3 protein-coding genes and 1 pseudogene are annotated in these 14,867 nt (G+C 67.7%); all 4 read right to left on the bottom strand.

Going from position 1 to position 14,867, the window contains the following annotated elements:
• Positions 1-90: 90 nt before the first annotated feature.
• A pseudogene (locus tag AC1DT7_RS11985) lies at positions 91-4,206 on the bottom strand (type I polyketide synthase); the annotation flags it as partial.
• A complete protein-coding gene (locus AC1DT7_RS11990) occupies positions 4,203-7,478 on the bottom strand; it encodes an amino acid adenylation domain-containing protein (RefSeq protein ID WP_478036179.1) in 3,276 nt (1,091 codons plus the stop codon). The gene AC1DT7_RS11990 and the pseudogene AC1DT7_RS11985, both read right to left, overlap by 4 nt.
• Positions 7,479-7,481: 3 nt before the next feature.
• Positions 7,482-10,943, bottom strand: coding sequence for a non-ribosomal peptide synthetase (locus AC1DT7_RS11995; protein ID WP_478036180.1), 3,462 nt, complete (start codon positions 10,941-10,943; stop codon positions 7,482-7,484).
• Between the two features lie 4 nt (positions 10,944-10,947).
• Positions 10,948-14,847 (bottom strand): AMP-binding protein, encoded by a 3,900-nt coding sequence (locus AC1DT7_RS12000; RefSeq protein ID WP_478036181.1) that lies wholly within the window; start codon positions 14,845-14,847, stop codon positions 10,948-10,950.
• Positions 14,848-14,867 lie beyond the last annotated feature (20 nt).

Raw genomic sequence — 14,867 nt, forward strand, 5'->3', positions numbered from 1 at the left:
AGCTGCTTCGTCGGCTTCCATGAAATAGTCGGCGACCGTGCCGCCGAGCCCATCGATCGCCGCGCGGACATCGGCAAGGCGCCAGCTGTCCCAGTCGATCGAAATCCAGGGGGTGCCGCCGGTGCGGCCCTTCGTGCGGGCGAAAGCGTCGAGAAACAGGTTGGCGCTGCTGTACGCAGCGAAACCCAGGCCACCCAGGACGGACGACAGCGAGGACATCAGCACGCAGAAATCGAGTGTCCGGCCCGCAAGCAGCTGGTCGAGCACGAGCAGGCCGTGCGCCTTGGCCCTGAACTGAGTCTCCGAATCCACGGTCGTCGCGCGCGCGATCTCGCGGAACGTCTCGACGCCGACGGCGCCCGCGCCATGGAAGACGCCGTGCAGCGTACCGAAGTGCGCATCGGCTGCATCGAGCACACGCTGCATTGCCGCGGGCTCGGCCACATCGGCGCTGACCGTCAGGATCTCCGCGCCCAGTGCTTCGAGTTCCTCCAGCCGGCGTATCTGCAGGCTGGTGCGGTCGTCCGCCGGATGGTCGCAAAGCCATGCCGCCCAGTCGGCGCGCGCCGGGAAGGAGGACCGGCCGACGAGCACCAGCCGCGCCTGGAACCTGCGCGCCAGCCAGGTCGCCATGGCGAGGCCGACACCGCCAAGCCCACCGGTGAGCAGATACACGCCCTTGTGCCGCAGGGGCGAACGATCGGGCGCGGGCGCCTCAAGCCTGAGCGGCTCATGATCCTGCACCCAGCGCCGGCCATCCCGATAGGCCACGATGGGCGCCTCGATATCGACAGCGAACTCGGCGAGCATTTGATCGACCAGCGCTTCCTTGAGGTCGGCATCGTCGGGGGGGATGTCGGTGTCGAGGCACCGGCAGCTGATCCCCGGCCTCTCCTGCGGGGCGACCATCGCCGGGCCGAGCAGGGTGATCTTCTCCGGCGCCAGCGTCTCGTGCCCGTCGACATCGAACAGGCCGTTGCCGACGATCTCGACGCGAAGCTGCTCGACATGGCCACCCGTCATCAGACCGGCGAACAGCCGCATCAGGCTGTGGAAGCCGCCGGTCTGCGCGGCCGAGAAGCGCGCGCTCGTCAGTGCCGCGTCGTCTGACGGGGTGAGCGACCAGAGATGCACGATAGTGTCGGGCAGGCCGTCGCCATCGCGCAGCGCGCGGACTAGGCTGTGATACTCCTCCTCCCGCCCCAGGTTCAGGGTGAAGGCATCGCCATCGCTCGCGAAACCGGCGCCCTGCGTGACCGTCAGAACCCGCGCACCCGCGCCGCGTAGCCGTTGGGCGAGCCGCGTGCCGATGCCGTGGTCGTCGACGAGAATCAGCCAGCTTGCGGCGACAGCGTCGCGCGCTCCATGACGCGGTGCGGGCTTCCAGAATGGCAGCTCGAACCAGTTCTCGATCAGACGCCGGCCGGTGGATGGGGTCGCGCTCCGATCCCCGGCGACCGGCGGATCGATCCAGTGGCGCTCGCGCTCGAACGGGTAGGTCGGCAGCGAAACGCGCCTCAGCCCGTCGCGCTTCAGCAGGCGCGCCATGTCGAGCGACGCGCCCGCCTGCCACAACAGGCCCAGGCCGCGCAGCAGCATCGCGGGCTCGGATTGCCGGCCATAGGACCAGCGCATCGTCGGGATGACCGCGCTTGCGCCGCCCAGCCGCTCGCGCGCGGCCAGCGCGTGGGCGCTCAGCGACTGGCCCGGGCCGAGTTCGAGCAGGATGCGGTTCGGATCGTCAAGCAGCTTTTCCAGCCCATCCTGGAAGCGCACCGTCCGGCACAGATGCCGCGCCCAGTAATGGGGATCGGTCGCTTCGGCGTCGCTGATCCAGGTGCCGGTCAGGCAGGAGACATAGGGAATTTGAGGTGGCTGCGGGTTGCTCTCGGCGACGATTGCGGCGAGCGCGTCGACGATCGGATCCATCATCGCACTGTGATAGGCATAGCCGCTGCTGAGCCGCTGGCAGCTCACGCCTTCGGCCAGGAGGCGGCGTTCGAGTTCGGCGACGGCGTCGTCAGCGCCCGACACGATCGTCAGGCGCGTGGTGTTGACCGCCGCGATCGAGACATTGGCGGGTAGCATCGCGGAGAGTTCGCTCTCGCCGAGCGGCACCGCCAGCATCACCCCGGGCGCGACGCGCGACTGGATCAGCCGCGCCCGGGCCGCGACGACCCGGATCGCCTCGGGCAGGGGGAACACGCCGGCCAGACACGCCGCGACGAATTCGCCGATGCTGTAGCCGATCATCGCGTCTGGCTCGATTCCCCAGACGCGCAGCAATTGGGCGAGCGCATATTCAGTCACGAAGATCGCCGGCTGGCCCGCGGTCGGCTGGTCGAGCGGCGAGGGCGATGCGCCCGGGTCGGCGCCGCGCCGCAGCATGGCGCGCAGGTCGAGCTTGGCCGTGGCGTCCGGTCTGGCGATCGCGCCGTCGAGCACGGCCCTCGACCAGTCCCGATCAGGGTAGAGGATGTCGCGGATATCGCCATCGGCATGCAGGCGCAGCAGGTCGGCACAGGCATCGATCGCCGCACGGAACGCCGGCTCGGTGCAATAGAGTTCCCAGCCCATGCCCGGATAATGATCGCCAAGGCCCGGGAACATGAATGCGACCGTCTTGCGCCCCTGCGGTACGATCGCCGCGCGCAGGCTCGCCGGGTCGTCCAGGGCCTCGGCCGCTTCCGTGGCGGTTCCGGCGACGAGGAAGCGGCGATGATCGAAGACGTGCCGACCGACCCGCAGGCTGTGCGCCACATCGCCGAGCGGGAGACCGGGGTTGCGGCGCAGATGCCCGGCGAGGTGGCGCGTCGCGGCGTCGAGCGCGCTTGAAGATCGCGCCGAGACCATCAGCAACTCCGCCGGCGCGTCTGCCGTCGCCGGCCCCGGTCCGGGCGGCTCCTGGAGGACGACATGGACGTTGGTCCCGCCGATCCCGAACGAGCTGACGCCGGCGCGCATCGGCCCCGCCGCTGCGTCATGCGGTCTGAGCTCGGTCGGCACCACGAAGGTGCCGCCGAAATCGAGGCTTGGATTGGCGGTGCGGTAATGCAGGCTCGGCGGGATCGCCCGGTGGCGCAGCGCTAGCACGGTCTTGATCAGCCCTGCGATTCCGGCGGCCGCGTCGACATGGCCGATATTGCTCTTCACCGATCCGATCGCACAGGGCGTCGCGCGCGCGGCGCCGCCGAACACTTCGAGCAGAGCGGCAACCTCGATCGGATCGCCGAGCAGCGTGCCCGCGGCGTGCGCCTCGATCATCGCGACGGATGCCGGGGCGACATCGGCAATCGCCAGGGCCTCGGCGATCACCTTTACCTGGGGCGAGACGCTCGGCGCCGTGAAGCCGACCTTGTCGCGGCCGTCATTATTGATCGCCGAGCCCCTGATCACGGCATGGATCGTGTCGCCATCGGCAATCGCATCCTCGAGCCGCTTCAGCAGCACGGCGCCCGCCCCGTCGCTCGAGACGGTGCCGCGTGCCTCGGCGTCGAAGGGGCGGCAATGCCCGTCGGGTGAAAGGATGCCGCCTTCCTCGTAGCGATAGCCGGTGACGAGCGGCAGGTGCACCGAGCTGCCGCCGGCGAGCGCCATGTCGCTCTCGTGCGAGAGCAGGCTCTGGCAGGCGAGATGCACCGCCGCGAGCGAGGTCGAGCAGGCGGTGCCAACACTGATGCTCGGGCCCTTGAGATCGAGCAGATAGGAGGTTCGCGTGGCGAGGAAGGTCGGATCATTGCCGAGCGCGACCTGGAAGATGCCGCTGTCCTCGACCAATTTCGCATTGGGCCAGAGATTGCGGAGCAGATAGGAACTGAGGATACTGCCGGCGAAGACCCCGATCGGTCCGGGGAAATACCGGGGTTCGTAGCCGGCATCCTCGAACGCCATCCAGGCGCATTCGAGGAAGATCCGCTGCTGCGGGTCCATTATCGCCGCCTCGAACGGGCTGAAGCCGAAAAAGGCGGCATCCAGGCAATCGACCTGGTCGACCATGCCCTTGGCACCGACATAGCCAGGCTGCCCTGCGGTGGCGCGATCGATTCCAGCGGCTTCCAGCTCAGCCTCGCTGAACCGCGTGATGGCTTCCCCGCCGCCGCTCAGCAGTTCCCAAAAGGCATCCGGCGAATCGGCGCCGGGAAAGCGGCAAGCCATGCCGATCACGGCGATGCAGCCTTGGGGGAAGGATTCCGTTGCAAGTGTCACGCCGGCGTTCCCGCACTGATCCGCGCCCGGCGATCAGTGGTTCGGACGCGTGCCTCCAGCCGGGCGGTCGCGCGGGTCGGGGCGTCGGCCACCTCGGGCTCGAGCGTCGGGGCGCCCGATGCGAGCCGGCCGAGATGGCGCGCCAGGCTTTCGACCGTCGGGTATTTGAACAGGTCGGTGATCGCGACGGAGCGGTGCGCATCGACGCGAATGCGGTCCTGCACCGCGAGCAGCAATAGCGAATGCCCGCCCTGCTCGAAGAAATTGGTGTGCAGGCCCACATGGTCGATCCCGAGCAGATCCTGCCAGATCGTCGCGATCAACAGCTCGGTCTCGTTCCCCGGCGCAGCACCGCGGCTGGCAGTGACCGTTGCCGGGACCGCACGGTCAAGCAATGCCCGGCGATCGAGCTTGCCGCTCGAGCTCAGCGGCAGTTGGTCAAGGGTTACGATCGCCGAGGGCACCATATATGCGGGCAGCCGCTCCCGCAGCGTTTCGCGCAGCGTCACCTCGTCGAGGCCCGCAGCCTGCGCCATCCAGGCCGGCGGCACGACGAAGGCGACGAGCCGCCGTTCGTCGCTGCCCTCGCCGACCGCCAGCACCGCGGCCTCGCGGACCATCGGCTGTTCGCGTAGCACCGCCTCGATCTCGCCCAGCTCGACCCGAAATCCACGAATCTTCACCTGCTCGTCGAGCCGGCCGAGATAGTCGATCATTCCGTCGGGCCCGAAGCGCGCGACATCGCCCGTCCGGTAGAGCCGCGCGTCCTTCTTGTCCGAAAACGGATCGGGCACGAAGGCCGCCTCGGTCAGATCCGGGCGGCGCCAATAGCCCCGTGCGACGCCCGGTCCGCCGATATGAAGATGGCCCGCGACGCCCGCCGAAACCGGATTCATCGTCTCGTCGAGGATATAGACGCGCGAATGCCCGCTCGGCCGCCCGATCGACGGCTTGCCGCTATCGGGCTCAACCTCGGCGAAACTGGCGCAGACGGTCGCCTCGGTCGGTCCATAGGCGTTGAAGAAGCGCCGCCCCGGCGCCCAGCGATCGACCAGCTCGGCGGGGCACGCCTCGCCGGCGACGACCAGGATGCGCAACGCCGGCAGCTCGGCCGCCGGCAGGCGGAGCAGGACTGAGGGCGGGATCGTCAGCATGTCGATCTCCCACCGCGCGAGCAGCGTCATCATCTCGGCCGACGGCGTCAGCTCGGCGCGGGGTGCCATATAGAGGCAGGCGCCGGAGATCAGGGTCGCGAAGACCTCCCATACCGAAGCGTCGAATCCGAAGGATGAGAATTGCAGCACGCGTCCGCCCGGGCCGATTTCGAAGGCGTGGGTCTGCATCTCGACAAGATGGCGGAGCGAGCGATGGGTGATCACCACGCCCTTGCGCCGGCCGGTCGATCCCGAGGTGTAGATCAGATAGGCGGCATTTTCGGGCGCGGCCGCTTCGGGCAGGTCTATATCGGTCGCGCCGGGCTTATCCGCCCAGTTCTCCGCAAGCGCCATGATCGGCACCGAGTCCACGTCGGACAGCGCATCGATCACGTGGAACTGGCTGAGGATGACGCGCGGCGCGCAATCGGAGATCAGCTCGCCGAGCAGGGCAGGGGGGAGGCTCGGGTCGAGCGGAACATAACAACCGCCCGCCTTGAGCACTGCCAGCACCGCGACGAGGCGACTCGGCGATGCTTCCATGCAGATCGCAACCCGTTCCTCGGGTGCAACGCCGAAGCCCAACAGGCGCCGGGCAAGCTGGTTGGCGCGCGCGTTGAGCATGGCGTAGCTCAGCGCCACATCACCCCTGGCCGAATGAAAGATCGCCGCCGGCGCGTCAGGCGATCGCCTGACCTGCGCCTCGAACAGCCGCGCAATCGAGTCGTCGGGGCGGCGGCAGGCGTCCGGCACTGGCGCCGGTGCGCGGCTCCAGGCATCGACCAGCAAGTGCCGCTCATCGGGCGTCATATGGCCGAGTTCGGCCAAAGGTCGGTCGCCGTGCCGCGCCATCGCCCCCAACAGGCTGCGCAGATGCCCGAGCAGTCGGTGTATCTCGGCAAGATCGAACCGGTCGCGATCGAAACCGACACCGAGCACGCTCCGCGCGCGCACCGCCAGCATCACCGTCAGCGGGATATTGGCGCGCTCGACAAAGTCGATCTCGCCCAGCGCCAGTCCGCCGCCGCTCAGGCCGAGCTGATGCGACGGGAAATCCTCGACCACCAACAGGCTTTCGAACAGCGGGCTGCCGCGCGGTACCGCGCTCCAGCCCTGAACGTCGGCGAGTGCCGCATGTTCATGCCGCCTGGCTGCGACCTGATCCTGCTGAACCGTTTTGAGCCAGGCCGAAAGCGTGGCGGCCGGCTCGACCGCGATGCGAGACGGCAGGGTGTTGATGAACAACCCGACCATCGTCTCGACGCCGTCAAGCTCAGGCGGTCGGCCGGCGACCGCGGTGCCGAACAGCACCTCTTTTTGTCCGCCATAGCGGGCGAGCAGCAGCGCCCATGCGCCCTGAACCATGGTGTTGAGTGTCACGCCGTGAGTGCGCGCCGCCGCTCTCAACCCGGCAATCTCTTCAGTTGAAACGTCGACAATCTCAAGGCTGTAGCCACCGTTTCCCTCGCCGGCATCACGTCCGATTCCGAGCGGCGTCGGGGTCGAAAAGCCGACGAGCTGCCCCCGCCAGAATTGTTCCGCCTCGCTCGTGCCGCGACTTTGCTGCCACGCGATGAAATCGCGATAGGGGCGGACCGGCGCCAGCTCGGGTGGCCGGCCATCGCACGCCGCCGCGTAGGTGGCGAAAACCTCCTCCAGCACGATCGGCACCGACCAGGCGTCCAGGATCGCATGATGCCAGGTCCAGACGAGATGGTGGCTTTCATCGGCAAGGCTGATCAGCTTGAGGCGCATCAGCGGCGCCCGCGCCAGATCAAAGCCGCGCGCGCGTTCATCCCGGCGCAACGCCGCCAACTGCTCGCCCGGACCCGTGACAGACCGCCAATCCAGTATTTCGAGTGGCAGCCGCACGCGCGGCCCTGCGACCTGCAACGGCTCGGCAAGGCCGGCCCAGGCAAAAGCAGTGCGAAGCGGGGCGTGGCGCTGCAGTGTCGTCTCCCAGGCGAGGCGGAAGGCTGCGAGATCGACATTGCCGTGCAAGGCGCAGTCGAGCTGCTCGACATAGACATCGGAACCGGGCGCCGAGACGCTGTGGAACACCATGCCCTTCTGCATGGGAGACAGTGGATAGGCTTCGGGTGCGGCGCGATCGCTCATGGCTCAGCCCTTCGCCGCGACGTCGTTGGGGGCAGCGTCGTCAACATCATCGTCGAAGCTGACCAGATCGAGCGCGCGCTTGAGAGTCTCCGGCGTGACGAGCGACGGCGTTGCCTCGACCGGCTGCGGCGAGGCCCAGTTACCGTTGCTGAACCGATCGCCGAGGTGCTCAGCCAGGGCGGCGATGGTGCGGTGGACGAACAGGTCGACCGGCTCGACCGGCAATCCGGCCTGGCGACACCGTGCCGCCACCTGGATGCTGCGGATCGAATCGCCCCCGCTCTCGAAGAAATCCTCGGTCACGCCGACCGGATCGCGCTTCAGTAAAGGCCCCCAGATCGCGGCGATCGTCGCCTCGATCCCGGTTCGTGGCGCGACTAGCGGCGCTGCGTCGGCGGCGCGCCATTCAGGGGCGGGCAGGCGATGTTGGTCGAGCTTGCCATTGGCGGTCAGCGGCAGCGCTGGCAGCATCATGAAGATCGAGGGGATCATGGAATAGGGGAGTGTCGCCGCGAGGAAGGGGCGCAGGCTTTCCTGATCGGCGAGCGCGCCCGGCTCTGTCGCGACCACATAGGCGACCAGCCGCCGTTCGCCCGACGGGCCCGGCCGCGCCAGCACCGCGGCTTCAGCCACGTCGGGATGGCGGCACAGGGCGGTCTCGATCTCGCCCGGCTCGATCCGCAGCCCGTGCAGCTTGATCATGTGATCGGTGCGGCCGAGGAAATCGATCAGCCCGTCTGCCCGGCGCCGCGCCATGTCGCGGGTCCGGTAGAGCCGGGCACCGGCGTTTGCCGCATAGGGGTCCGGAATGAAAGCAGCGGCGGTGCGCTCGGGGTCTCCGCGATAGCCCCGCCCGACTCCGACGCCGCCGATATAAAGCTCCCCGACCACCCCCGCCGGCACGGGCGCAAGCCCGGCGTCTAGGACATGGGCACTCATATTCGCGATTGGCCGGCCGACCGAGACGATCGGCAGCGCTGCGTCAGCCGGCTCGATCCGGTCGAGGCGGTAATGACATTGGTCGTCCGAACATTCCGTCGAGCCATAGGTGTTGAGGATCGGTATGGCCGGGTAGAGATCGAACCAGCGCCGGCACAGCTCGGTCGGCAGCGCCTCGCCGGTCGGGATCATCCAGCGTAGCGGCGCGAGATCGGGCGGGCCGCCATCGCGCGCTTCGACTTCCTCGAGGATCGCCCGCAACATCGACGGCACGATCTGGAGCATCGTCACGCCGCGCCGCCCGATGTCCTGAAGCAGCGCGGCGGGGTCTTCCGCGATCGAATCCGGAATGATGACCACCCGGCCACCGGTGACCAGCGGGGCCAGGCTCTGCCAGACCACCACGTCGAAGGATTGCGGCGCGTTCTGCGCCAGCACGTCAGTCGATGTGAAATCGAGATCGGACAATTTGCCGAGGACGTGGTTCACCATCCCGCGATGCTCGACCATCACGCCCTTGGGCTGGCCGGTCGAGCCCGAGGTATACATGGTATAGGCAAGATCGCCGCCGTCGGCTGGCAACAGCTCGTGCCCGGCGTCTTGCCCGGCAAGCGCCGCGAAGGTCAGGACGCGCGGGCGCCGGTCGGCCGGGCAGTTCAGCAGCGCCGCTTCGAGATCAGGCGCGAACGCCTGCTCGGTCAGCACCAGCGCGAGATCGCTATTCTCCAGCACCAGCCGGCTGCGCGCCGGCGGGTTGCGCGGATCGAGCGGCAGGAAGGCGCCGCCCGCCTTCATGATCGCGAGCAGTGCCGTCACGAAATCACTGCCACGCTGCATGATCACCGCGACCAGCTTCTCGCGGCCAACACCCTGCGCGGCTAGGGCTCGGGCGATGCTGTCGACGCGAGTCCGCAAGTCGGCATAGGTCAGCGCGTCATCGCCGCAGCTGAGCGCGATTGCCTCGCCATCCGTTGCCGCCCGCGCCTCGAACAACGCGCAGACGGTGGTCTCGGCGGGAGGCGTCACAACAGCGCCGCGGCCGATCTCGATCACAGCGGCGATCTCCTCGTCGGCAAGCAGCGAGAATCCGTGGATCTTCCGGTCGGGGTTGGCAACCATCTGGCGCAGCAAGACGTCGAAGCTCGTGGCGATGCGCTCGATCGTTTCTGCGTCGAACAGGTCGGCGGCGAACTTCCATGCGCCTATCAGTTCGCCCGAATCGGTTTTCTTCATCTCGAGGTTGAGATCGAACTGGCCGTCCTGCTGCGCCAGCGGCCAGGGCTCGAGCAGCAGATCGGCAAAGGGCACCGGCGGCTCGCCGGGCGCCGGCAGCAGGGTGCGCTGCAACTCGGGATAGCGATGGAATTTCTGCAGCACGAAGGTCGTCTGGAAGATCGGCGAGCGGCTGATGTCACGCGGCGGCTGGAGCGCGTCGACGATCAGCGAGAACGGGCAGTCCTGATGCTTCAGCGCCTCGATCACCGCCTTGCGGGTGTCGGCCAGGCAGGCGCGGAAGCTGCGATCGCTTGAGAAGGCGCCGCGGATCGGCAGCATGTTGATGAAATCGCCGATCAGGTCGGTCAGCCCGGCCTGGTGCCGGCCCGAACTCGGCGTGCCGACGATGATGCCCTCCTGCCCGCTATAGCGGTGGAGCAGCGCCTGATAGGCCGCCATGAGCAGCATGAAGAGGGTCGAATCCTCGGCGCCGGCCAGCCGCTCCAGATCGCGGGTGAGGCCGGCGTCGATCCGGCGCACCACCGTGCCGCCGCGAAAGGTCTGGGCCGGCGGCCGCTGCCGGTCGGTCGGCAGGTCGAGGACGGGCAGCTCGCCGGCAAGGGCATCGACCCAATAGTCCAGATGTGCGGTGTCGCCTGCCTGCCTGTCGGCGGACCGCTGCGCGCGGACATATTCCTCATAGCTGACCGACAGGGCCGGCAATATGACGTCCGCCCCGCTGGTCTCGGCGGCATAGACGATGCGAAGCTCGTCGAGCAGCACGATCAATGACCACAGATCGCCGAGGATGTGGGGCAGCATGAAGAGAAGGACATGATGATTGGCCGCCCGGCGGAACAGCGAGACGCGCAAGGCCGCATTGGCCGCAAGATCGAACGGCCGCTGCGCTTCCCGGCGCACCGCCTCGCCGACCTGCTCGTCAGTCCATGACGCGGCATCGGTCTCGACCAGATCGACCGGCCAATGATCGCGTGCGCATTGCTGGATCACGCCGGCATCGTCCCTGAATTCGGTGCGCAGGCCGGCGTGACGATCAGACAGGATCTGCAGTGCCCGGCGCAGCGCCGGGGCGTCGAGCGGTCCGCGCACACCCATCGGCAGGGCGATCGAATAGGCCCAGCTTTGCGGTGCCAGCTTCCACAGGAACCAGAGCGCCTCCTGGCCATGCGACAGCGGATGCCATCCGCCGGTGACGCCCATTTTCTCGCGCACGAGTTTCTTAAGCCGGCTTTTCAGAAGCTCTTTCGAGGCATCCGACATCTGGGCTGCCGGGAAGGAATCGTCGCTCATCGCGTCACTCCGCTGCCGAAGGCTGTGCGGCGGCGTAGCTTTCTAGCAACGCCTCGAGCTCGGCCTCGGAGAGCTGGTCGAGCCGGGCCAGAACCGCGAGATCCTCGTTGCGGGTGCCGGGCGCGGGTGATGACGGATCTGTATTCGGCCGGCCGGCTGCGGCGAGGTGCGCCGCCATCGCGCCCAGAGTCGGATATTCCCACACCAGGGTAGGCGAGAGCGTAACGCCCAGCCGCTGCTCGAGCGCGCCGCCCAGCATCGTCGCGGTCACGGAATCCATGCCGAAATCGCTGAACCGGTCCTCTGGGGCGATGGTGGCGCGGCTCTGACCATATTCAGCGGCGAGCCAGTCCTTCAGCCAGTCGAGGATCGCACTGGCCGGTCCCGCCATCTCAGCTTCGAGGGGAAGCGCCGGTGTTTCGACCGGGGCCATGGCAGGCAAGGGTGCCGCCCGGGTCGATTGCGCAAGCAGCGGATCGAGCCGGTTATCCTCGCCCGCCAGGGTCTGCTCGATATCGCCGATCGTGCCCGCATACCCGGCGACCAGTTCCTCGATCTGGCGCGCGTCCAGCAGCGCGGCAGCCGCAGGCGTCGCCGCGAGTGCCTTGGCCAGCCGCCGTTCGTATCGCAGCCGGGACCACTCGGCCGCGCGGGCCAGCAGCGGCGTCGGCGCCGTGCGATACTGATGGCCGACACAGGCAAGCAGCAATGCATAGTTCGCGATTTCGCCGATCTGGAGATGGGCCCATTGCCTGGCGGCATTGGGACCGCCCAGCCGGGCGCCCGTATCGAGACAATGCGCCCAGACGATCTGCGCCGCGCCGCGCAGCTCCTCGGCGAGTGCCGGCTCATCCAGTTCCTCGGCAAGGAAGCGGCTAAGCTGCTCGGGCAAATGGATCAGTCGCGATCCGACATGCATGTTCATCGGTTCGGTGGGGCCTTCGAAGATCCTGAGCACCCGCGTGTCGCGCAGGATCTGCGGCACGATATTCGTTTCGATAAAGCCGCGCCCGGCCAGTTGCTGCATCAGGCCATCAGCGGCGCGCCAGGCGAATTCAGGTCCGGCCGTCTTGCAGACGCAGAACAGCTCGGGCGGAATGTCGATGCCGCGATCGAGCCAGGCGCCAACGCTTTCGGTGAGTGCCCCGATCGCCGTCGCGGCCGCGCTCAGGTCGCTCATCCGCATCAGGGTGGCTGGATTGTCGATCAATCGCCCGGTCGCGATCGATCGCCGCGTGCCGTGCCGGACCATCAACTGCAGGCAGCGCTTGATAATGCCGACGCTCAGTGTCCCGATGGCGAAGCGGCCGAACTCCATCGTGTCCGTCGCCGCCGTCATGCCGTCGCCCAGCTCGCCGAGTCGGTCGGCGGCGGTGACCCGCACCCCTTCGAGCAGCACCTCGCTCTGGACCATCGCGCGCATTCCCATGGTCAGCGCTTCAGGTCCGCTGCGCAGACCGGGGCTGCCCTGGCGCAGCACGAAGCCCGATACGCCGCGCGGCGTATCCGGCCCATCATCCTCGAGCTTCACAAAGGTATTGATCACGCCTGCCCAGCTCGCCGATCCGCTCCACAGCTTGGTGCCCCAGAGCGACCAGCCGCCGGTGCCATCGGGGCGCCCGATCGAGGCGAGGTTGCGGATATTGGAGCCGGCATTGGCCTCGGTCATCGCGAAGGATGCAAGCTCCCGGCCCGGCGCGAGGATCGGCAGCAGCTCGTCGCGCTTTTCCTCGGTCGCGAAGCGCAGGATCGGACGGATGCCGAGCCCGTTATTGACCAGCACGAACGAGGCAAGCGTCGTGTCGATCGCGGCGAGCTGCTGGACGATCCCCCCCAGCGCGCGGTTGCTCAGCCCAAGCCCGCCATAGGCCTTGGGTGCCTGGAGACCGAGAACACCGCGATTGCCGAGATCGAGCACGACATAGGGCGGAATCGAACGTCGCTCATCCATCAGTCGCGAATTCAGGCGCTCGCCGGCATAGAAGCGCAGCCAGTCGAGCAGGTCGCCCACTGCGGCGGATTCGCCGGTCGTGGCCTGAATCGACAGTACAGTGCCGTCCGTGGCCGGGGCCGGCTCGGCCGGTCGCGCTGGGCGCTGCTTTACCGTCGATCGCAGGAACGGGGCGTCGGGGCCAACCGAATTCCGCAATCTGGGCGATACCCAGGTCAGGACGGCGGGCAGGGCGCCGGCAAGGAAGTCACGACGGCAGCCATGACGCTGCTTCTTGCCGCTATGCGTCTTCGGCAACCCGCGCGGCCCGAGCAGCACCACTGCCGATACTTCAAGGTCATGCTGTTCGGACACGGCCCGGCGGATCGCCCGGACGATCCTGTCGCCGATCCCGCTCTCGCCGTCGCCATCGAGCGCGCGTAGATCGCTGCGCCGCACTTCATGCGCTATGACCAGACGCGGCTCGCCCTGAACCTCCACGGTGAAGGCGCTGCCGCCGCCCGGCTCGAGCACGGGATCGCAGCTTTCCACGGCAATCTCGATATCCTCGGCACCATGGTTGACGCCGCGGATGATGATCAGATCGTCGATCCGCCCAAGCACGAACAGGCTTTCCCCCAGCATCCCGCCAAGATCGCCGGTGCGCAGGAAATCCTCTTTCATAGGGTCGCCGGCGAGATGCGCGTTGAACTTGCCGGCTGTCGCCTCCGGCCTTTGCCAATAACCGGCGGCGATGGACGGGCCGGAAAGCCAGATCTCGCCGATGCGCCCCGGCGCGAGCTGCTCCCCGCTTTCGGGATCGACCACCAGAAGGCGTGTCGGCGCCTCCGTGCCGCTCGATGATACGAGCGCCCGGCCTGGTTGGCCCTCGTCCACGGGAACCAGTCTGCCCTCGGCCAGCCCGTCGCTGGCGACGGTCACGATGGTCGGCGCCAGATCAGGGCCCGAGGTCGACGCTACCAAGGTCGATTCGGCCATCCCATATGCCGGGCACATCGCCTCCGGGCGGAAGCCGTAAGCGGCATAGGCGCGCGCAAAGGCCTCGACCGTATCTGCGCGGACCGGCTCGGCACCGTTCGCGACCATCCGCAGGCTGCTCAGGTCGAGACCCTGCCGCTGCTCTTCGGCAATCGCCGCGCAGCTTTGATAGGCAAAATTGGGCGCGGCCGTGTGGGTGATGCGGTGACGGGTGATAGTTTCGAGCCAGGACAGTGGCCGCTGGGAAAAAACGGCCGGGTTCATCAGAAAGCCCGGGCAGCCGGCAAATACCGGCTGGAGGCAGCCGAAGATCAGCCCGAGATCATGATAATGCGGCAGCCAGGACAGGGCACGGCTCTCCGGCGCGACCTGCCATAGCGCCGCCATGTCCTGCGAGTTTGCCATGATGTGGCGATGACAGATTGCTACGCCCTTGGGCGCAGCAGTCGATCCGGACGTATATTGCAGATGGGCGATATGATCGGGCGTGATTCCCGGGTCGCGCCACGCCGCCGCGTCGGCCGCGGCCAGGTCTTCCGGGGTCAGCACGGCGATCGGGTCGAGCTGTTCGGCCAGCACCGGCCGCATTTCAGGCGTCGTCAGCACCAGGGGAGCGCCTGAATCGGCCGCGACGCCCTTCAAATGAGTCAGCGGGCGACGCGGGTTGGGATAGCGAACCGGAACCGCGATCACGCCAGCATACAGGCAGCCGAAAAAGCCGATCAGGAAATCGAGCCCCGCCGGATAAACCAGCAGGACAGGCGCGTCGGCTGGCATCGCTCCGCGCTGTCCGACCGCCTCGATCACTCGAACCGCGACCGCCCGAGCCTTTTGATCGAGCTCGGCATAGGTCAGGCTGACGTCGTGACCAGTCCCGAGTGGCAGGAAAGTGTAGGCGACAGAATCTGGATCGGACATCGCCCGGGCACGCAAAATCGCGACGATCGTTTGGGGTGTCGTCAAGGCAGCGTCCATACCCGCAATCCTAACAATAT

This window comes from Sphingomonas sp. P3_C6 (assembly GCF_056402595.1).